Here is a 22877-nt window from a genome sequence, read left to right as displayed (position 1 = left end):
GGTAAGGTTTTCTGTTTAAAAATAGTTTATAATAAAAGCGACTCGGCTTTCGTTATAGAAACAGAATTAAATATCTTTGATTGACTAAATAAAACAACAATGCGTAAACATATCAGGCTTTTTTTATTCCTTTTTTTTGTTCAAATAACCTCCATGTTTTCTCAACAATCGACTATTAACACCTATTCATTAAAGGACTTCGACAAAGCGGTTTCTTTATATGAGGACAAACAATATACTTCGGCACAAATTATTTTTAAGCAGGTTCTAAAAACTGCTAAAACAGAAGGTTTACAGTCAGATTGTGCTTATTATATTGCTAACTGCGCCATTCGCACCGATCAGGATAATGCGGAAGAACTGATTAACCGTTTTGTAGAGGAATATCCTGCAAGCCGAAAACAAAATCAAGCTTTTATTGATGTCGCCTATTACTATTTTGATCATCGAGAATTTAAAGAAGCCATGCACTGGTTTGAAAGAGTGGATGAAAGTGTTTTAAAAGACAGCGAGCGCAACAAGTTTAATTTTGAAAAAGGGTATACTTATTTTGATGCCAAAAATTCAAAAAAAGCCAAAAGTTATTTTAGCCGAGTAGCCAGTTCGGATGAATATGGCACGCAGAGCAAATATTATATGGGTTTCATGGCGTATGAATCGGATGATTATGCCGAAGCAAATAAGCAGTTTGATCAGGTTTCCGGAAATGAAAAATATGCCGAAAAATTATCATATTACAAATCGGATATGAGTTTCAAATCAGGGGAGTTCCAAAAAGCCATTGATTTAGGAATTAAAGCAATGCCAAATTCTACTCCTGAGGAAAAGTCTGAATTGAATAAAATTATTGGCGAAAGTTATTTTAATCTAAAGCAATACGATAAAGCAATACCTTATTTGGTTGACTATAAAGGCAAAAAAGGGAAATGGAACAACACCGATTTTTATCAATTGGGTTATGCTTATTATGTGCAGAAAGATTATGAAAATGCGGTTTCTCAATTCAATAAAATTATCGACGGAAACGATTTTATAGCCCAAAATGGGTATTACCATTTGGGAGAAAGCTATTTGGAATCTGATAAAAAGCAACAGGCTTTGAATGCATTTAAGAATGCTTCCGAAATGAATTTTAACCTAAAACTGCAGGAAGATGCCAGTTTTAATTATGCCAAATTAAGTTATGAAATTGGTAATTCGTACCAAACTGTTCCCGAAGTTTTGCTGGGTTTTATGACTAAATATCCAACCAATCCGAATAATAATTTAATAGAGAAATTGTTGATTGACTCTTATATTTCATCTAAGAATTACAAGGAAGCGTTGGTTTTATTAGAAAAAAATAAATCATCCGAAAACAGAGGTGTTTATCAAAAAGTAGTTTTCTACAGAGGATTGGAACTGTACACAAACAGTGATTATTTTGGTTCTTTATCTATGTTCGAAAAAGGTTTGAAGGAACGAAAAGATGCTACTATTACAGCCCGCACCACTTTTTGGAAAGCCGAATCCGAATATAATTTGGAAAATTTCAAAGAAGCTTTATTGAGTTATCAGCAGTTTTTGGATTTGCCAAAAGCCAAAGAAACTGTTGAATTCAAAAACGTTAATTACAATATTGCTTACGCTAATTTCAAACTGAAAGAGTATGAAACGGCTGGAAATTATTTTCAGAATCAGATAGAAAGCAATAAGGCAGATAAATTTCGTCTGAATGATTCTTATCTACGCTTGGCGGATTGCCGATTTGTAACTACAAAATATCAAGTAGCATTAGACGCTTATAATAAGGTAATAGAATCCAAAAGCGTAGATGCAGATTATGCATATTTCCAGAAAGCGCTTTGCTATGGATTTCTTTCAAAAAACAGCAAAAAAATAGAAGAGCTTAACGCGTTTTTGACTTTGTATCCAAAATCAGATTACCAGGATGATGCTTTGTTTGAATTGGGAAATACTTATGTAGCTGATAATAAACAAGATTTAGCGATTAAGGCGTATGATAAATTAATTGCAAATTACAAAAGCAGTTCCTATACTTCAAGAGCTATTTTGCGTCAGGGACTGATTTATTATAATTCAGATAGAGATGATTTGGCTATTGCTAAATTTAAAAAGGTGGCTTCGGATTTCCCAAAAACTCCCGAAGCTTATGAGGCAGTTTCCACAGCTAGATTAATTTATGTAGATAACGGAAAAGTAGATGATTATGCTACGTGGGTTCGTACTTTGGATTTTGTTGCTGTAACTGATTTGGATTTGGATAATGATACTTTTGAAGCTTCCCAAAAGCAGTTGGAACAAGGGAATTCCAAGCAGGCAATTTCTGGTTTTAGTAATTATGTGGCTAAGTTTCCAAATGGAGTGCATATTCTGCAGGCGAATTTCCAATTGGCACAATTGTATTATGCCGAAGGTTCAGAAAATAAATCGATTCCTAATTATGAATATGTGATAAGCCAGCCTAGATGTGAATATACAGAGCAGTCTTTGGTTCGTTTGGCTCAGATATTTTTGAAAGATAAAAATTGTAGTAAAGGAATTTCTGTTTTGGTTCGTTTAGAAACAGAAGCCGATTTTCCTCAGAATAAAACTTTTGCGCAAGCAAATTTGATGAAATGCTATTATGAGACAAAGGATTATTCAAATTCAGTTGTTTATGCTGATACCGTTTTGGCTAATCCAAAAGCCGAGGAAAATGTAAAAAGTGATGCGCAGATTATCGTGGCGCGTTCAGCAATGCAGTCAGGTGATGAAGCCAAAGCTAAAATTGCTTACGCAAAATTATTAACGGTAAGCAAAGGAGAACTCGCTGCAGAAGCTTTGTATTATGATGCCTATTTTAAAAATAAAGATGGAAAGTTTGAGATTTCAAACACTGCTATTCAAAAATTAGCCAAAAATTATTCGAGCTATCGTTATTATGGCGCCAAAGGATTGATCCTGATGGCAAAAAATTATTATGGTTTAAAAGACAGTTACCAGGCGACTTATGTTTTGGACAATGTAATCGAAAATTTTACTGATTATACGGATGTTGTTGAAGAAGCCAGAACAGAATTGAATAGAATAAAAACAGAAGAAGCCAAAACAAATTCATCAATAACTAAATAAAAGCAGAATGAAATTACCTTTTTATATAGTGGATGTTTTTGCTGAGGAAAAATATGCCGGAAATCAATTGGCCGTTTTCTTGGAAGCTGATGGTTTGAGTACTGAAGAGATGCAGAAAATTGCCCGAGAAATAAACTTTGCCGAAAGCACTTTTATTACTGCCATTCAGCCTGAAAATAACAGTGCATCAATTCGAATTTTTACCGCAGAACATGAAATGCAGTTTGCTGGTCATCCAGTTATTGGAACTTCATGGGTTTTGATGAATAAAATTGTCGAAAGCCAACCACGAAATTTTAAGCTTTCGGTTCCAATTGGTGAGATTCCAATTCAGCAATCAGGAGATTTGGTTTGGTTACAGGCAGCACAGCCTCAATTTTGGGATGTTTTTGCAAAGGAAGGTTTTTTGACTTTCAGTAATTTAAGCACTGCCGATTTTGATGATAAATTTCCGATTCAGGAGGTGACTACAGGAAGCGCGTTTGTGATTGTTCCGCTTAAAAGCAAAAAAGCTTTGGGAAATTTAAGTATTGAATTGAATAAGATGAAAGAATGGCTTTTGATTCACTGCGAAACAAATCATAGAGCGTTGTATTTCTATTGTTTTGATGAAGGTAAACTCTATAGCAGAATGCTGTGTGTTGAGCATAATCAACTAGTAGAAGATGCTGCTACAGGAAGCGCAAGTACTTGTCTGCAGGCTTTTCTTTTAAAACATCATTCGCCAGAAATTAAAATTGTCAATCATCAAGGTGATTTTATTGGTCGTCCTTCGAGAATTTATTTTGAAGGGAAATTGTCAGGAGATTATTTTGACATTAAAATAGGAGGAAAGACACAATTCATCGCAAAAGGAGAATGGGAAGTGTAGTTTAGAAATCAGAAGTTAGAAAAAAAAAGAAAGATGAAAATCAAAAACATAAAAGCATTCATAAATAAACAATCAGCGTTTTCGACTCCTTCTTTGGGAGAAGTTGGTGTGAGAATTAGGATAGTGATTTTTCTGCTGTTGCTTTCTCAGTTATCTTTTGCTCAAAACAAACAGGATAATATCGGGACTGAAGTTGTAAATGTGGTAAAACCCTATACTCCGACAATCTCTAATGCTTTCAAAGTAAAAGAAGTTCCAGTGAATACAAATGATGAAAATACTAAGAAAGAAAGTGTGAGTTATTCTATTCTGCCTTTTCCTGTTGCCTCGACTTTTTCTCCTTCCAAAGGAAATGCTCAAGGAGTAGAAAAAGGAAAGCAGGAGCGTTTGTTTAAAAATTATGCAACAGTTGGTCTCGGCAATTATGGATCTTTGAATGCCGAATTATATGTGAACGATGATCTTAATAATAATGATTTTGTAAGTGGCATGTTTCGCCATAATTCTTCTCAAGGTGATATAAAAGAGGTTCTGCTTGATAATTTCTATTATGATACAAAAATAGATTTGATGTATGGATCCAATAAGGAGGAAATGGCTTGGGATATTAAGCTGGGATATCAAAACCAAATTTATAATTGGTATGGATTGCCGGCAAATTTCGGGAGTACTTTGACGCTTCCAGAAAGTATGGACTTAGTATATGGCATTAAGCCGCAACAGTCTTATAATACAATTACGGCAGGAGTTTCTATGGTTTTTGAGGAAAGTGCCGTAGATAATGTGAATCTTGAATTTACACATTTTACAGACGCATTTAGTTCGGCAGAGAATCATTTTTTATTAGCTCCGACTTTTAAGTTTGACGTGATGGATGAAGCTATAAAAACCAAAGTTTTTGTTGATTATGTTGATGGAAGTTTTAAGAAAGATTATTCAGGAACCAATACTGCCGATATTGAATACGGTTTTACTAATTTGGGAATTGTGCCGAGTTTCGTGATGAAAAGAGACGATTGGACAATCGATATTGGCGCGGGCTTGGTCTATAGTATGGGTAAAGATAACACTAGCAATAAGTTTTATATTTATCCGTCGATTAAGGCTTCGTATAATGTAGTGGGCGATTTGATGATATTTTATACTAGTGCCATTGGGAATTTACAGCAAAACACCTATAAAGATTTTGTTGATGATAATCCTTATGTTTCGCCTACATTAAATATTAAGCCGACAAATGAGCTGTATGACATTCAGGCGGGATTAAAAGGAAAATTGGCAAGCACGGTGAGTTATGATGTAAAAGCGTCCTATATATATGATGAAAATAAAGCATTGTTTAGAAGTAATGATTATACTGAAAACAATACAAATGCTAATTATGGTTTTGGAAATTCATTTCAAGTTGTTTATGATGATTTGACGACAATGCGTTTTTATGGAGAAATAAAAGCGGATTTAGCCAAAGGAATAACTGTTGAAGCCGATGTTACAATAAACAGTTATACTAAAAAATCTGAGCAGGAAGCTTGGAATTTACCAGAGTTTCAATTGAATGGAAAAGCTGATTTTATGATTACTGATAAATGGTTTGCAGGCGTAAATTTATTTTATGTAGGAGAGCGCAAAGATTATCAGCTGAATACCGATATAGTTTATGTTACTGCTCCAGGACCAATCACATTAGACAGTTATTTTGATTTGAATGCCAATGTTCGTTACAAACACAACGAAAGATTTACCGCCTTTTTAAAAGCCAATAATATTCTGAATAATGACTATCAAAAATGGCTGAATTATCCAGTTCAAGGTTTTCAGGTTATGGTTGGAGGGAATTATAAATTTGATTTTTAAAAATTAACCGCAAAGTCACAAAGGCGCTAAGTTATATTTGTTTGGAGATTTTTTTCATAAAATATAATGGTGTGATTTTTTTTGGAAGAAATCAATTTAATTCTTTTTCTTTGCGTCTTAGAGCCTTTGCGGTAGAATAATTATGACTTTCAAACAAAAAATATACAATCAATACCATCAATTAGTCCAAGACAGAATCGATGCTTTCAGAGACATGATTGTGGCTTTGACTGAAGATTCCAAAAATGACGCAAAAGGTTCAGCAGGCGATAAGCATGAGACAGCCTTGTCTATGATGCATATTGAACAGGAAAAACTCAATACGAAACTCAAAGAAGTATTAAATCAAAAAGCGGTTTTGGATAAATTGGATTCTTCGGTAGTGGCAGAAACTATTATTCTGGGCAGTTTGGTCAAAGCCAATGGGATTTATTTATACTTGAGCCTTGCTCTTCCAAAAATCAGTGTTGATGGAGTTAATGTCATCGCTTTATCTCCGCAATCTCCGCTTGGAAATAAATTGATGGGGAATAAAGTTGGGTTTGGTTTTGAGATTAATGGAACTAAATACACAATTGAGAGCATTGAATAGCTTCTATTTTCAATGGAATTTGTGTTTTTGAGATGAAACTTTATTTAATTAACAGAATTGTCTTTTTTTGTGACAGCTTTTGGTTTTTAAGCAGTTGAAATCATTAAAAAAACGTGCTTCCCTAATAAAACTTTTTGTAATTTCGCCAGCTTAAGTTTGACTTTAAAACGAAATGAAATTATGAACAAAACAATGACAGTAGACATCTTGTCGAGTATTAAAGGAGCACAGCCCTCAGAGTCTGTGAACAAATTATTTGATGTAATTAAAAACGCAGTTCCATCTAATAATAATGCTGTAAATAATGTCAATCATAATTGTGTGTCTGTGAGTGATTTAAGGGAAGATATTGTGATAGAGAGTTCGGCTATTGAGAAACAATTAATTTTAGAAAATTTCCCGAACAAGAAAAATGGTTTTTTAGTGGTTGCTAAAGTTATAGAAGGATAAAATGGATTCTCAGATAAAAAAAATACACCAGCAATTGGTGTCAAAACAAATAACCTGCACCGCTTTGGTACAGGAAAAATTAGACTTACTTAAACAAAATACTTATAATTCTGTAAATTCAGTATTAGATACTTTGGCTTTGGAATTAGCTTCTAAGGTTGATGCTAAAATTGCAAAAGGAGAATCAATCGGTTTATTGGAAGGAATTCCTTTTGGAATCAAAGATGTATTTATGGTGCAGGGAACTTACACTACTGCAAGTTCTGAATTGCTGAAAAAATATAAATCGCCTTATACGGCTACTGCCATTCAAAAATTATTGGATGCGGGTGCTATTCCTTTGGTAAAAGAAAACTGCGATAGTTTTGGTCACGGATCTTCTAGTGAAAATACCATTTTTGGAGCTGTAAAAAATGCTATTGATCCGTCTTTGGTTGCCGGAGGTTCAAGCGGAGGTTCAGCAGTGAATGTTGCTAAAGAATATACTGTTTTTTCTATTGGAGGTGATACTGGAGGTTCTGTTCGTCAGCCTGCTGGTTACAATCATATTTACGGTTTGAAACCAACTTACGGAAGAATTTCGAGATTTGGTTTGATGGCTTATGCTTCCTCTACTGATTGTGTTGGACCTTTGGCAAAATCAATCGAAGATATCCGAATCGTACTGAATGTAATGAGCGGTAAAGATCCAAAAGATCAGACTTCAATTGTTTCAAACGAAATTAGTGAAGAGGCTATTGCAACTTCAGCAGTAAAAACAATAGGATATTTCAAAAACTTTATTGAAAGTGATGCTATCGATGCCCAGATAAAATCTGATTTTTTAGCAAGCATTGAAAAGATAAAAGCTAAAGGAATTGAAGTAAAAGAATTGGATTTTTTCAAATCGGATATTTTAGTTTCAACTTACTATACGCTGGCTATGGCTGAAACGGCTTCCAATTTGTCTCGTTTAGACGGAACCAATTATGGTAACCGTATTGAAGCTGAAAATTTAATTGAAACCTACGCCGTTACACGTTCTGAAAATTTTTCAGAAGAAACAAAACGCAGAATTGTGGGAGGGAATCAAGTGTTGTCACAAGGTTTTTCAGATGAAATATATTTAAAAGGATTGGCTTTAAGAGATCAGATTTCTGAAAATTTCAGTAAAGATTTTCAAGAGGTTGATATCATTTTGTCACCGGTTACACCAAGTACTCCGCCTAAAATTGGAGACAGTTTAAAAGATCCATTGGCTATGTATTTATCCGATGCTTATACTGTTGGATTTAGTTTGGGTCAATTGCCAACTTTAACCGTACCGCAAGGAACAAGCACAGGACTGCAGATTACAGCTGCAAAAAATAATGATGAATTAGTGTTGAAGTTTGCTAACTTCTTAAAAGATACAATATAATGGAATTGGAGCAATTAACTGCGGCTATAAAAGCCCACGATTTAGAATTGGTAATTGGACTGGAAACTCACGTTCGATTGAATACCAAAACCAAGTTGTTTTGTTCTTGTCCAAATCAAGAAATAGAAACACCTAACGAAAATATATGTTCCGTTTGTACGGGACAAATGGGCGTTTTGCCAGCTTTAAACAAAGAAGCAATTACAAAAGCAATTTATTTTGGAAAAGCGGTGGATTCGTCATTTAGCAATGAAGTGATATCTTGGGATAGAAAACATTACGAATACCCGGATAATCCAAAAAATATTCAGATAACACAATTTCATAATCCAATAATTCCTGACGGACACGTGTCTTGTTACCGAAATGACGGTACGCAGTTTACCGTAAATTTAACTCAGGTTCATATTGAAGAAGATGCTGCTAAATTGATGCATGAAAAGAAGATTTCGTTAGTCGATTTTAACAAAGCAGGTGTGCCGTTGATTGAAATTGTTACGGAACCTTGTATTCGTAATATTGAAGATGCTTCAACTTATGCGCAATACATTCAGCGTATTGTTCAAAACTTAGGAATCTCTGAAGCGAATCTTGAAAAAGGAGAGTTTAAATCGGATGTTTCTGTGTCTTTGCGCAAAAAACACAGTTACGAATTGAATCCAAGAACTGAAATCAAAAACTTGAACTCGTTTAAGTTTATGGTGGAAGCTTTGAAAGAGGAAGTTGAAAAACAATTCAATTATTTTATAGAGCACAAAGAGTTTAGACCTGATCAAACGACTGTATTATGGGATGCTGATTTAAAGCAGACCAAAGTGATGCGTAAAAAAGAATTTGAAGCGGATTACCGTTTTATTTCTGAGCCGGATCTGCCTTTTGTAACGATTAAAAAAGAAGTGGAAGCTATTAAAGTAGATACAGCTGCTTTGCCATTTGCAGTTGAATCTATTTTAATTAACGGTGGTGTTTTACCTCAAGATGCCAAATTTTTCACGGCAGATAAGCTACGTTCGCAGACATTTGTGGAGATAAATAACGAAATCAAAGACCCTTCGTTTGTTGCTAAAACGTTGGCAAACAATATTAAGGCTGAAGATTATTCTGAAATCCATAGCATTGCTCATTTAACGGAAATTTTCCAATTATTTAAAGCTGAAAAAATTACTGCGGTTTTAGTTCAAAATGCGATTACTTCGTACTTAAAAGACAGAACTTTTGACTACAACAAGTACTTTGAAGAAAATACCATTTCTGAAGATAAAATTCAAGAGGTTATTGCTACTGTAATTTCAGAAAATGAGGCTGTTGCCAATGATATTAAAGCTGGTGACCAAGGAAAAGCTGGTATTTTAGTTGGTAAAGTTTTAGGTGTTATTGGAAAAGGTGCGAATGGTAAAGTAATTCGTCAAATTATTTTAGACAAATTAGACGTAGGGACAAGTCGCGACTTGTCCGTACCATTTTCGGAAGCAAATCGTGATTTGTCCGTGCCAATTTCAGAAAATAAAGAAACTCAAGAAGAATCACTTCCTGAAATTCCGATTATTATAAAAGATACCTATAGAACTCATAAAATTTCACAATTATCAGAAGAAAATATCCAACAGGAAGTGATATTGTCTGGCTGGGTTGCAAGTGTTCGTGATCACGGTGAGCTGATGTTTATCGATTTGCGTGATTCCAGTTATGAGATTTTTCAAATCCGTATCAGCAGAGAATCATTTCCTAACATTGATGAGTTGGTTAAATTAAAGCCTGAATCGGTAATTTCTGTTAAAGGAATAATTGTTGGTCGTAATGAAGATGATTACAACGCAGGTTTACGTACGGGTAAAATTGAATTAGAAACTTCGGTTTTAGAGATTTTAAATTTATCTAAAACATTGCCTTTTGAAATAAAAAGAGCAGCTAAAACAAACGAAGCAATTCGTTTTCAATACAAGTTTTTGGACCACAGAAACGAAGAAGTAAGAAGAGCAATTGTAAATCGTCATAAAGTAATTAAATTATTGCGTGACATTTTAGATGAAGAAGAATTTTTAGAAATTGAAACGCCAATTTTAAGTGCTGGAACCGATGAAGGAGCACGTGAATTTATTGTTCCTACACGTAAACAAGCAGGTTTCTTTTATACATTGCCACAAGCGCCGCAACAGTTTAAACAAATGTTGATGGTAAGTGGTTATGAAAAGTATTTCCAGATTGCGCGTTGTTTTAGAGATGAAGATTCTCGTGGGGATCGTCAGCCGGAATTTACGCAGCTGGATATGGAAATAGCCTATGCCAGTATGCAGCAGATTATAGATTTGAACACCAAAATGTTTAATGAAGTCGTTAAAAAAATATATGGTAACAAATGGATTTTGCGACCGTTTGAAGTGATTACGTATAAAGATGCGATGGATTTTTACGGTTGTGATAGACCTGATTTGCGTTACGGCTTAAAAATGCAGGACATCACCGACATTGTAAAAGAGACCACTTTCCAAGTATTTAGCAAGCCTATTGAAGACGGCGGAATTGTAAAATGTATCAAGGTTTCGGCCAAAGAACAAGGCAATAAACGTATGTCTAAAGGGCAGATCGAAAACCTTACCGCTATTGCTCAACAGCACGGCTTAGGCGGATTGGCTTATATTATTGTAAATGAAGAGGAATTGCAGTCGCCGATTATTAAGTTTTTAGGTGAAGATATTGCGGCTGGAATTATTAAGGCTTCCAATGCAGAAGTTGGAGATATTGTATTTTTTTCAGCAGCAGATTATGCAACTGCTAATAAAGCTTTGGATGCTGTCCGTCAGGAATTAGGTAAAATACTGCACTTAATTAATCCGAAGGAATTATGCCCGGCTTGGGTGGTTGATTTCCCTATGTTCGAAAGAACAGATGAAGGAAGATGGACTTTTACGCACAATCCTTTCTCGATGCCTGCGATTTACGATTTGCAAAAGCATATGAAAGGTGATGACAATGAAATTGGAACTATCATCGCACAGCAATACGATATAATCTTAAACGGTTATGAAATTGGCGGCGGATCAGTTCGCGCACATAAATCGGAGATTCTGGAAGCAACTTATAGAAATATGGGTTACAACAAAGAAGAAATGATAAAAAGTGTGGGAACTATGTATAAAGCTTTTCAGTACGGTGCACCGCCACACGGAGGAATTGCTTGGGGAATTGACCGTTTGATGATGATTTTGGAGAAAAAAGCATCTATTAGAGATGTGATGGCTTTCCCTAAAACAGGAACAAGTGAAGATTTATTATTTGGCGCACCATCTCTTTTGTCTGATAAAAAAGTAGAGGAAATGAATGTCCGAATCATGAGATAACCGATTTATAATCTAAGCCATTTAAAAGCGGGTTTGTATTGAAAAATATAAACCCGCTTTTTTTATTAAATTCTCTCGTTGCGTTTTTAATGAACGTTTTTGAGTGATGCAGCTGTTTTATTTGTGCCGCAATACTTTGAATGTAAAAAAAAATTAAAGCGGTATATAAAAGCTTAAAATCACGAATGATTTATTAACCTGTGTTGGATTGTTTCATTTTTTGAATGATAACAAAAAAAATAAATAATGAGCCTCGATTGCTTCGTCAGTTCGCTGTCGCTCGTGTGCAGTGAAAATCCTTGTGGGTCGTCTGGTCTTTTGGGACGAGACAGCCCACAAGATTGTAATGGATAGCGGGACCAATGCTTTCTGAAAAAACCAAATGTTTCTGCTCCAAAAAAACAATAATCGGCTTAGGTAAAGCTGAGCTAAATGTGTAGAAAAACACTTATGTAAAAGTGTAATTAGTTTTCAATTTCAATGAAAGCAATTTGAGAATTTGAGTTTTAAATTTTCCTTTTTTGCCGTTGAAATTGAAATTGGCATTGGTATTGATTTTTACTGTTGAAATCTGCGTCTTTTGTTGATAACTTAAACGCTTATAATGGTAATAAAGTCCTTAAATAGATTACATTTTCATATATTTGCTGTTAGACGAAAAACACATTTTTTTTAGATTAAATTATATGAGCGAAGAAATCAAGAAGGACAATTATTCAGCAGACAGTATCCAAGCTTTAGAAGGAATGGAACACGTGAGAATGCGTCCATCGATGTACATTGGAGATGTAGGTGTAAGAGGGTTACATCATTTAGTTTATGAAGTAGTAGATAACTCTATCGATGAGGCAATGGGAGGTCATTGCGATACGATACGGGTTGATATCAATGAAGACGGATCGATATCTGTTGAAGACAACGGACGTGGTATTCCAGTCGGTATTCACAAAAAAGAAGGCGTTTCTGCATTGGAGGTTGTAATGACTAAAATTGGTGCTGGAGGTAAATTTGATAAAGATTCCTATAAAGTTTCTGGTGGTCTTCACGGTGTTGGGGTTTCTGTTGTAAATGCGTTGTCAAACCATTTGAGAGCAACAGTTCATAGTAGTGACGGAAAAGTTTACGAACAAGAATACGAAAAAGGAAAAGCCTTATATCCAGTAAAACAAATTGGTGAAACTACCAAAAGAGGTACAATTGTTACCTTTTATCCAGATCCTTCCATTTTTACCCAAACAATAGAATATTCATATGATACTTTGTCAGCGCGTATGCGTGAGCTGTCTTTTTTGAATAAAGGTGTTTCAATTACGTTTACTGATAAAAGAGAAAAAGATAAAGACGGAAATTTTCTTTCAGAATTGTTTTATTCTACTGAAGGACTTAAAGAATACATTCGTTATTTAGACGGAAACCGTGAGCCTATTATTGCACACGTAATTTCTATGGATAACGAAAAAGGAGAAATTCCAGTTGAAGTGGCTTTGATTTATAACACAAGCTACTCTGAAAATATTTTTTCTTATGTAAATAATATTAATACACATGAAGGAGGTACACACCTGCAGGGTTTTAGAACTGGTCTTACAAGATCGTTGAAGAAATATGCAGATGCTTCTGGAATGTTAGATAAATTAAAGTTTGATATTTCCGGAGATGATTTCCGTGAAGGTCTTACGGCAATTATTTCGGTAAAAGTGGCTGAGCCTCAATTTGAGGGGCAGACTAAAACTAAATTAGGAAATAGAGAAGTTGTTTCGCCAGTAAGCCAAGCGGTGAGTGAAATGATTGAAAATTATTTGGAAGAAAATCCAAATGATGCCCGAATTATTGTTCAAAAAGTTATTCTTGCTGCTCAGGCACGTCACGCTGCTAAAAAAGCCCGTGAAATGGTACAGCGCAAAACCGTAATGGGCGGTGGTGGATTGCCAGGGAAATTATCCGATTGTTCAGAACAAGACCCTGCCAAATGTGAAGTGTATCTTGTCGAGGGAGATTCGGCAGGCGGAACGGCAAAACAGGGTCGTGACCGTGCTTTTCAAGCTATTTTGCCATTGCGTGGTAAGATTTTGAATGTAGAAAAAGCAATGCATCACAAGGTTTTTGAGAACGAAGAGATTCGAAATATATTTACGGCACTTGGAGTGACTGTAGGAACAGAAGAGGATAGTAAAGCTTTGAATATTTCAAAATTGCGTTACCATAAAGTGATTATCATGTGTGATGCCGATGTCGATGGCAGTCACATCTCAACTTTGATTTTGACATTCTTCTTCCGATTTATGAAAGAGCTAATTGAAGAAGGGCACGTATATATTGCTGCACCGCCTTTGTATTTAGTTAAAAAAGGAAATAAAAAAGAATATGCTTGGAATGATGATCAGCGCGATCAGGCGAATGCAAGAATGGGAGGAAGTGCAGGAATTCAACGTTATAAAGGTCTTGGAGAGATGAATGCGGAGCAATTGTGGGAAACTACAATGGATCCAAGTTTTAGAACTTTACGACAAGTAAATATTGACAGTCTTGCTGAAGCGGATAGGGTTTTTTCAATGTTAATGGGTGATGAGGTGCCTCCAAGAAGAGAATTTATCGAGAAAAATGCAGTTTACGCTAATATCGATGCGTAGTTTTTAGAATGAGCTGTATTTTTCGTTTTTGATTTGAAATTAATAAAAAACAAATAAAAATGAAAGTTACCATTGTAGGAGCAGGGAATGTGGGAGCATCCTGTGCAGATTCAATTTCTTATAGAGGAATTGCAAGTGAAGTAGTATTATTGGATATCAGAGAAGGTTTTGCCGAAGGTAAAGCTATGGATATAATGCAATGTGCTACAAATACTGGTTTTAATACCAATGTTTCAGGGGTTACTAATGATTATTCTAAAACAGCAAACAGTGATGTAGTTGTGATTACTTCGGGAATTCCTAGAAAACCGGGAATGACTAGAGAGGAATTAATTGGAATTAATGCTGGAATTGTTAAAACTGTCGCAGAGAATGTATTAGCTCATTCGCCAAATTGTATTGTCGTAGTTGTGTCTAATCCAATGGATACAATGACTTATTTGACATTGAAAGCTACTGGATTGCCAAAAAACAGAATTATCGGTATGGGTGGAGCTTTAGACAGCTCTCGTTTTAGATATTATTTGTCTAAAGCATTGGATAAACCTTCAAATGATATTTCTGCAATGGTAATCGGTGGTCATGGTGATACTACAATGATTCCTTTGACAAGATTGGCTTCTTATAATGGTATTCCTGTATCACAGTTTCTATCTCAGGAAGAGTTAGATAAAGTTGCTGCAGCTACTATGGTTGGCGGAGCAACACTTACAGGGTTATTAGGAACTTCAGCTTGGTATGCGCCAGGAGCTTCAGTTGCTTATTTGGTAGACAGTATTTTGAATAATCAAAAGAAAATGATAGCTTGTTCTGTTTTTGTTGAAGGTGAGTACGGGCAAAACGATATCTGTATCGGTGTACCTTGTATTATAGGTAAAAATGGAATTGAACAAATTGTTGATATTAAATTAAATGATGCTGAAAAAGCGGCTTTTGCTAAGAGTGCTGAAGCTGTAAGAAGCATGAATGCTGATTTGAAATCGGTTTTGGCATAATAATTCACATAGGAAAAAAAGAAGACTGCAATTTTGCAGTCTTTTTTTTCATTTTAATTAATAAATAAATTGGTTAATCTTTCCGTTAATTATATATTTGCTCGGTTTAAAAAAAATGATGTAAATCGTGCATTTCTTTTTTGTTTTTCAAAATAGATGTAATGGCTTATTTTATAAGGTTTTAAAACAAAAATAATTAAAAAATAATTAATTTTTAGTAATAATGCAGAATAAAGGACTTATTAAATTTTTCGCAATTCTATTTGCATTGGTAAGTATTTACCAACTTTCTTTCACTTTTGTCTCTAGCAAAGTTAAGAGTGATGCAAAATCTTTTGCTGGCGGAAACCCAGAAAAAGAAGTAAAATATTTGGATTCAATTGGTAAAGAAAAAGTGTTTAGCTTAGGATTTACTGATTTTACATTCAATGAAGTAAAAGATAAACAAATCAATAAAGGTCTTGACTTAGAGGGAGGAATCAATGTGACTCTTCAAATTTCTGTTAAAGACATTTTGAAAGGTTTATCAAATAATTCGAAAAATCCAGTTTTTAATAAATCTTTGGCGGATGCCACTGCAAATAAAAAAGGAAATCAAGCTTATATTGATGCATTTTTTGAAGCTTTTGAAGCTAATTCTAAGGGTTCAGTGAAATTAGCGTCACCAGATATTTTTGCAAACAGAAGCTTGCAAGGAGATGGTGGAGTTACTTTTCAAATGACAGATGCTCAAGTTAAAAAAGTAATCAAAAGAAAAGTTGATGAGTCTGTAGAAAGTGCTTTTGGAGTATTGAGAAAACGTATCGATAAATTTGGCGTAACACAGCCAAATATCCAAAAATTAGGAGAGTCTGGACAAATCCTTGTGGAACTTCCTGGTGCTAAAGATATTGACAGAATCAAAAAATTATTGCAGAGTACAGCTCAGTTAGAGTTTTGGGAAACTTATAAAATTGAAGAAATTGGTAATTTCATTATGTCTGCTAACGAGGCTTTGAAAAAAACTGAAGTTGCTAAAGTCGAAACTAAAGCTGTTGCAAAAGATTCATTAAGTGCTTTATTGACTGACGCAAAAGATTCTACTGCTGCTAAAAAAGGAAATAATCCTATTATTGACAAAATTGTTGCTCAAGGCGGTGGTCCGGTTTTAGGTCTTTTCTCTCCAAAAGATACTGCTGTTATCAATTCTTATTTTAAAAGAGCTGACATCAGAGTTTTATTGGCAGGTGATCAACGTTATGCAAAATTTGTATGGGGAATACCAGAGACTAATAAAGATGCAAAAGAGAAAGACATTGAAGTTGTTGCATTGTATGCTTTAAAAGGTAATAGAGATAATGTTGCTTCAATGGGTGGCGGTGTTGTAACAGACGCTAGCGATACTTTTGATCAATTAGGAAAACCTGCTGTTTCTATGCAGATGAATAATGTAGGAGCTAAAGAATGGGAAGAATTAACAGGAAGAGCTTATACTCAAAAAAGTAACATTGCTATCGTTCTTGATGATATTGTGTATTCTGCTCCAGGTGTTTCCAGTGGACCAATTTCTGGAGGTAGATCTGAGATTTCAGGTTCTTTTGATGTTACGCAAACTAAAGATTTAGCTAACGTTTTAAGAGCAGGTAAATTACCAGCTGCCGCAGAAATAATTCAATCTGAAGTTGTAGGACCGTCCTTAGGTCAAGAAGCTATTGATAATGGTACTAATTCTGCGGTAATTGGATTGCTTTTGGTATCTCTTTGGATGTTGATTTATTATGGTAAAGCAGGCTGGTATGCAAATATCGCTTTGGCAGTCAACTTATTATTTATGTTTGGTATTTTGGCGAGCTTAGGTGCTGTGCTTACATTGCCAGGTATTGCTGGTATCGTTTTAACAATGGGTACTGCTGTAGATGCGAATATCATTATATATGAAAGAGCGAAGGAAGAATTACGTGCAGGTAAAACTTTAGATGAAGCGGTTAAGGCATCTTATAGTTGGACAGGAGCTATGCGTTCTATCGTTGATGCGAACGTGACTCACATCTTGACTGGTGCTGTATTATTCATCTTTGGATCTGGGCCAATCAAAGGATTTGCTACTACTTTATTAATCGGTATTATTACTTCTTTGTTTACTTCTATTTTTATTGCCAGAATTTTTATTGATAAAAATATTGCAGGTAAAAATGATTTAAATTTTGTGACTAATTTCTCTAAAAATTTCTTCACAAATTTCCATTTTGATTTCTTAGGGATCAAAAAATGGACTTATCTTTTCTCTATTGTTGTAACTATTGTAAGTATTGCATCGATTGCAACTCATGGTTTTGATCAAGGTGTAGATTTTGTTGGAGGAAGAACTTTCCAAGTTCGTTTCGATAAATCAATGAAACCTGAAGAGGTTAAAGATGAATTAACTGCTGTATTTGGTAGTGCCGAGGTTAAAATATTTGGAGAAGACAATCAGTTAAAAATTACAACTAAGTATAAGATACAGGAAACTGGCAGTGCTGCTGACGAAGATGTAAATAAAAAATTATTCGAAAGTTTGAAAAAGCATTATGCTTCAGGAATGACTTACGATAAATTTATAAATGCGTATGAAGGTAAAAAACTAGGTGTTGTCCAAGCATCAAAAGTAGGTCCAACAGTGGCTGAAGATATTAAGACAAATGCTTACTGGGCTGTACTTGGAGCAATGCTTATCGTAGGCTTGTATTTAGTAATCAGTTTCAGAAAATGGCAATATAGTTTAGGTGCTATTGCAGCGGTAGCGCATGACGTTATCTTTGTATTAGGAGTTTATTCATTGCTTTGGAAATACATGCCTTTCGGTATGGAGATTGATCAGCACTTTATTGCGGCTATCCTGACAGTTATTGGATACTCAATGAATGACACTGTAATTGTTTATGATAGAGTACGTGAGTTCTTGGATGGTAAAACAAAAGGTTCATTCTCTGAAATTGTAAATAAATCTATTAACTCTACAATGTCTAGAACAATCAATACTTCATTGACCATGATTTTTGTATTGTTAATCATGTTTATTTTTGGAGGAGAATCTATTAGAGGATTTATATTTGCAATGCTTATCGGTATTATAATAGGTACTTATTCTTCATTGTTTATTGCTACTCCAGTATTGGTTGATACCATTTCTAGAGAAGAAAAAGCAAATGTGGAGATTAAACACCAAGAAGCCTAGAAAATAGTATTTATATATTTTAAAAAAGATTCAACGTAAGATGAATCTTTTTTTTTACATTAAAGTCCAGCTAATTAATTTTGGAGCAGAATGATTTGTTATTTTTTGCTGGTATTGTCCCACTTTCCATTTCAATCTTATAGTCTCGTCCGAAAAGAAGAGCCTTATAAGGATTTTCATTTTAATCGGAATAAGGAGGTATTTTGTTTTTAGCTATTATTTAAAAGACAAATGTGATAATTGAAATTAGGTTTGATAATTTGCTGCATATAATCTAAACTACATTATTTTCACAAAGGTGTTTTTTATTTATTGTATTTCGTCTGTGTAAATTGTTTTTTGTCAGCAAAATGAAGAGTTATTCTTTAAAGGAGTTTTTCCTTGCTATAAAAGTTTTATTTTCCGCTTTCCAGTTCTGTTTTACACAAGAAATCTAGAATTACCACCAACCCAGGGATGTTGCATGGAACGAAATACATGGTAACCACTTCGTCTTCGTGGAATGCTCCGAATGAAGCTTTTACATTACCAGACGAGTTCTTTGGTGAAACCAGTGTTGACGATGGATCATTATTTGGATTTTATTAATGAATGCTTTTACAGGAATGAAGCCTTTAGAAAGCTTAGATTTTCATGATATTGAAAAAAATGGGATATTATCAATGATTTGAAATTGTATGAAAATCATTTGAAGGAATTGTTTTTGAACTAAAAAAATAGCCAACGGAATCAAACCGTTGGCTATTTTTAATACAATAAATTCAATTTATATTTCACTCGTCTTTTTGGCAGTAAATACAAAGTACAATCCCACAGCAATAAATGGAATACTCAGCCATTGACCTGTAGATAGTATGTTTCCTAAATCGCTTTCAAAGCCACCCTGGCTCTCTTTTACTGATTCTACAACTATACGTACAGAGAACAATAATACTAAGAACAGACCGAATAAAAAGCCTGATTTTTTTCGGGCATCCGTTTTCCAATAAAGGAAAAACAATACCGCAAATACAAAGATGTAGCAGAAAGCTTCGTACAATTGGGCTGGATGTTTGGCAGGAACTTGTTCCAGTAAATTAGCATATTGAGGATTGGTAGCAATAGCTTTGTAAGCCTCTTTTGGCGTTGAAAGCTGCGTCGCATTGACTGCCTGTCGTGGAGTAAACTGATCTCTTACAAAACGAATTCCAAATGAAGAAGTGGTTTCTTTACCCACAATTTCTGAATTGAAGAAATTTCCCAATCTGACAAAAATAGCTCCACTGGCCACAGGAACGACAACTCTGTCCAATATCCATAAAACAGGTTTGTTAAGCACTTTTTTACTAAAAAAATACATCGCAACAATAATCGAAATAGCGGCTCCATGACTTGCGAGGCCTTGATATCCGGTGAATTGAAATTTAGGGCTGAGTCGGAAAGGCAGGATTATTTCAGGCAGGTTATTGCGGTAATATTCCCAATCGTAAAAGAAAACATGTCCCAAACGGGCTCCAATTAAAGTAGCTAACACGGTCCAAACAAACAAAGAATCCAATTTGTCAATAGCAATATTTTCTCTGTCAAAAATATGTTTCATGATGTACCAGCCCAATCCAAAAGCAATTACAAACATCAAACTGTAAAAGCGAATAATGAAAAAACCTAAATCAATACCTTCAGAGGGATTCCAAACAATGTTTAAAGCGTGTGTCATTTATTTTTATTTTTTTGTGAAAATACTATTTTGATTTGATTGATAGTGTTAATTAAAAGGTAAGAAACTTTCTTTTTAATGACTATGATTGCATTTTTTTTCAGGAACAGGATCGTAGCCTTTTCCGCCCCAAGGATGACAGCTCAAAATTCTTTTTATTCCTAAATAGCCTCCATAAAACAATCCATGAATTTGCAATGCCTGAATCATATAGCTCGAACAGGTTGGCTCAAATCGACAGGCCGCTGGTGTAAAAGGGGAGATAGCTCCCTGATAAAACCGAACGAGTAGTATAAAAGGATAAACTATTATTTTTGAAAACATTTTAGATGTTGTTATCTGAATTCTAAATTTGACTTCTGTTTTCTGCTTACTGAATACTAAATGTAGTCCCTTCTTTTCCGTCTTTCAATTGAATGCCCAATGCTATTAATTGGTCACGAATTTGATCTGACAATGCAAAATCTTTATTATCTCTGGCTTGTTTGCGCATGCCGATAAGCATATTCACTACGCCTTCTAATTTGTCTGTATTTCCATTGACTTTTTCTTCTTCCAATCCTAAAACATCAAATACAAAAGCTTGCATAACTGTCGTAAATGATTTTAAATCGGCAATGTTTAATGTCTCTTTTTCCTCTTTCAATAAATTTATATAACGAACCCCTTCGAATAACTGTGCGATAAGAATTGGAGTGTTGAAATCATCATTCATCGCATCATAACATAATTGTTTCCAAGTATCTATTTCTAATGAACTCGACTCACTTGCCAAAATTCCTTTTAAAGATTCCATCGCTTCCATCAATCTTTTAAATCCTTTTTCGGCAGCAATAATCGCTTCGTCAGAGAAATCAAGAATGCTTCTGTAATGCGCCTGAAGCATAAAAAAACGTGCTACTGATGCTGAAAAAGCTTTGCTTAAAAAAGCATTGTCTCCAGTTAAAATCTCTCCTGGTAAAATATTGTTTCCAGTAGATTTAGCCATTTTTTTACCGTTCAGGGTAAGCATATTGGCATGCATCCAGTAATTCACCGGAGTGTGCCCAGTGCAGGCTTCATTTTGGGCAATTTCACATTCATGATGCGGGAATTTCAAATCCATTCCACCGCCGTGAATATCAAAATGGTTGCCCAAATATTTAGTGCTCATTGCAGTACATTCTAAGTGCCAACCTGGGAAACCATCGCTCCAAGGTGAAGGCCATCGCATAATATGCTGTGGTTCGGCTTTTTTCCAAAGTGCAAAATCCTGTGGATTTCTTTTGTCCGACTGTCCGTCAAGATCACGGGTATTGGCCAGCATATCTTCAATATTGCGGCCGCTTAAGATTCCGTAATGATTGGTTTCGTTGAATTTAACCACATCAAAATAAACAGAGCCATTGGCTATATAACCAATTCCTTTATCAATTATTGTTTTTATGATTTCGATTTGCTCAATAATATGTCCTGTTGCCGTAGGTTCAATACTAGGAGGCAAAAAGTTAAAAGCATTCAAAATATCATGAAAATCTACAGTGTAGCGTTGTACCACTTCCATAGGTTCTAGTTGTTCCAAACGCGCTTTTTTGGCAATTTTATCTTCCCCTTCATCTACATCGTCCACAATATGCCCGACATCCGTAATGTTTCGGACATAACGCACTTTGTAATCCAAATGCAATAGGTATCTAAAGATTACGTCAAAAGACATAAAAGTTCTCACATTCCCAAGATGCACATTGCTGTAAACTGTTGGTCCGCATACATACATCCCAATATTTCCTTCGTTAATTGGCGTAAATGTTTCTTTTTCTCCCGAAAGAGAATTGTATATTTTTAAGGTCTGACTTTTATATAAGGACATAAAATTTATTTTTTGGAGCTTTATCCTGCTTTCCGTTTCAATCTTTTTTCATGTCCAAAAAAAGGACATAAAAAAAGGATTTCCACTGCAATCAGGGCTAGGGCTTTAGGGTAATGATGAGATTTTTTCTAAATATTAGAATTTAGTTTCCAGTTTAATATAATCCAAAAACTCTCTTTTGATTTGAGCATCTTTGAATTTTCCGCCAAATTCTGAAGTTACCGTACTGCTTTCGATATCTTTGATTCCTCTAGAATTGACGCAAAGGTGTTTAGCATCGATCACGCAAGCCACATCTTCAGTGCCAAGAGCTTGCTGCAATTCTTGAACAATCTGCATTGTTAATCTTTCTTGTACTTGAGGTCTTTTGGCATAATGTTCTACAATACGGTTCATTTTTGAAAGGCCAATAACCCTTCCGCTCGAAATATAAGCAACATGTGCTCTTCCGATGATAGGTAATAAATGATGTTCGCAGGTAGAGTAGAGTGTAATGTTTTTTTCAACTAACATTTCTCCGTATTTGTAGTTGTTCTCAAAAGTGGAAGCTTTCGGTTTTTTGTCAGGATTTAATCCGCCAAAAATTTCTTTTACAAACATTTTTGCAACGCGATTAGGAGTTCCTTTCATGCTGTCATCAGTCAAGTCCATTCCTAGCGTTAGCAGAATGTTTTCAACATCTTTTTTTATTTTTTCAATCTTTTCTTCATCTGAAAGGGCAAAAGCATCCTTTCTTATTGGATTTTTTGCATTGGTACTAATATGATTGTTTCCTATTTCGTCTTGAAATTCTTCGTTGTTTATCATTAAAAGGTACAGTTTTTATGAGTGTCTATTTTTAAGAGGTAAAGATAATTAATAAAAAGGAAACATTTTCTATCGTTTTGGCTTTTAAT

The 22877-nt window shown here is 34.7% G+C and carries 15 protein-coding genes; 11 read left to right on the top strand and 4 right to left on the bottom strand.

The annotated features are described in order from the left end of the window. Positions 1 to 99: 99 nt before the first annotated feature. The 11 genes from CLU83_RS11135 (at position 100) to CLU83_RS22845 (ending at position 19024) form a co-directional block, all read left to right on the top strand. Positions 100 to 3114: a tetratricopeptide repeat protein gene (locus CLU83_RS11135; RefSeq protein ID WP_100431677.1), complete on the top strand. Its 3015-nt coding sequence runs from the start codon at positions 100 to 102 to the stop codon at positions 3112 to 3114. Positions 3115 to 3121: 7 nt separating this feature from the next. Beyond that, a complete protein-coding gene (locus tag CLU83_RS11130; protein ID WP_100431676.1) occupies positions 3122 to 3985 on the top strand; it encodes a PhzF family phenazine biosynthesis protein in 864 nt (287 codons plus the stop codon). Between the two features lie 33 nt (positions 3986 to 4018). After that, entirely contained in the window at positions 4019 to 5839 is a 1821-nt protein-coding gene (locus tag CLU83_RS11125; RefSeq protein WP_232727067.1) for a TonB-dependent receptor, read from the top strand. 142 nt (positions 5840 to 5981) lie between these two features. Then, positions 5982 to 6431, top strand: a complete 450-nt coding sequence (locus CLU83_RS11120; protein WP_100431675.1) for a hypothetical protein — start codon at positions 5982 to 5984, stop codon at positions 6429 to 6431. A gap of 180 nt (positions 6432 to 6611) precedes the next feature. After that, entirely contained in the window at positions 6612 to 6881 is a 270-nt protein-coding gene (locus CLU83_RS11115; RefSeq protein ID WP_198512285.1) for a hypothetical protein, read from the top strand. Position 6882: 1 nt separating this feature from the next. Beyond that, entirely contained in the window at positions 6883 to 8280 is a 1398-nt protein-coding gene (locus CLU83_RS11110; protein ID WP_100431674.1) for an amidase, read from the top strand. Then, positions 8280 to 11618 carry a bifunctional amidotransferase subunit GatB/aspartate--tRNA ligase AspS gene (gene gatB/aspS / locus CLU83_RS11105; RefSeq protein WP_100431673.1) on the top strand — a complete coding sequence of 1113 codons (3339 nt, stop codon included), beginning with the start codon at positions 8280 to 8282 and terminating at the stop codon, positions 11616 to 11618. The genes CLU83_RS11110 and gatB/aspS overlap by 1 nt, the downstream gene beginning before the upstream one ends. Before the next feature lie 686 nt (positions 11619 to 12304). Then, positions 12305 to 14248: a DNA topoisomerase (ATP-hydrolyzing) subunit B gene (gene gyrB / locus CLU83_RS11100; protein ID WP_100431672.1), complete on the top strand. Its 1944-nt coding sequence runs from the start codon at positions 12305 to 12307 to the stop codon at positions 14246 to 14248. A 59-nt stretch (positions 14249 to 14307) separates the two neighbouring features. Beyond that, entirely contained in the window at positions 14308 to 15243 is a 936-nt protein-coding gene (locus tag CLU83_RS11095; RefSeq protein ID WP_100431671.1) for a malate dehydrogenase, read from the top strand. Positions 15244 to 15466: 223 nt separating this feature from the next. Next, a complete protein-coding gene (gene secDF / locus CLU83_RS11090) occupies positions 15467 to 18436 on the top strand; it encodes a protein translocase subunit SecDF (protein ID WP_100431670.1) in 2970 nt (989 codons plus the stop codon). A gap of 456 nt (positions 18437 to 18892) precedes the next feature. After that, positions 18893 to 19024, top strand: coding sequence for a hypothetical protein (locus CLU83_RS22845; protein WP_369828762.1), 132 nt, complete (start codon positions 18893 to 18895; stop codon positions 19022 to 19024). 178 nt (positions 19025 to 19202) lie between these two features. On the opposite strand, the gene lgt is transcribed toward CLU83_RS22845, so the two are convergent. The 4 genes from lgt to folE all read right to left on the bottom strand — a co-directional run bounded on the left by lgt (position 19203) and on the right by folE (position 22788). Beyond that, a complete protein-coding gene (gene lgt / locus CLU83_RS11080; RefSeq protein WP_100431669.1) occupies positions 19203 to 20132 on the bottom strand; it encodes a prolipoprotein diacylglyceryl transferase in 930 nt (309 codons plus the stop codon). A 75-nt stretch (positions 20133 to 20207) separates the two neighbouring features. Next, positions 20208 to 20456: a membrane protein insertion efficiency factor YidD gene (gene yidD, locus CLU83_RS11075; RefSeq protein WP_100431668.1), complete on the bottom strand. Its 249-nt coding sequence runs from the start codon at positions 20454 to 20456 to the stop codon at positions 20208 to 20210. Positions 20457 to 20502: 46 nt separating this feature from the next. Continuing rightward, positions 20503 to 21981, bottom strand: a complete 1479-nt coding sequence (gene cysS / locus CLU83_RS11070; protein WP_100431667.1) for a cysteine--tRNA ligase — start codon at positions 21979 to 21981, stop codon at positions 20503 to 20505. A gap of 135 nt (positions 21982 to 22116) precedes the next feature. Beyond that, positions 22117 to 22788 (bottom strand): GTP cyclohydrolase I FolE, encoded by a 672-nt coding sequence (gene folE / locus CLU83_RS11065; protein WP_100431666.1) that lies wholly within the window; start codon positions 22786 to 22788, stop codon positions 22117 to 22119. Positions 22789 to 22877: the final 89 nt, after the last annotated feature.

Source organism: Flavobacterium sp. 1 (assembly GCF_002797935.1).
Classification (GTDB): domain Bacteria; phylum Bacteroidota; class Bacteroidia; order Flavobacteriales; family Flavobacteriaceae; genus Flavobacterium.
The sequence above is the reverse complement of the archived record's forward strand: the minus strand, read 5'-3'. Positions and strand labels throughout refer to the sequence as shown.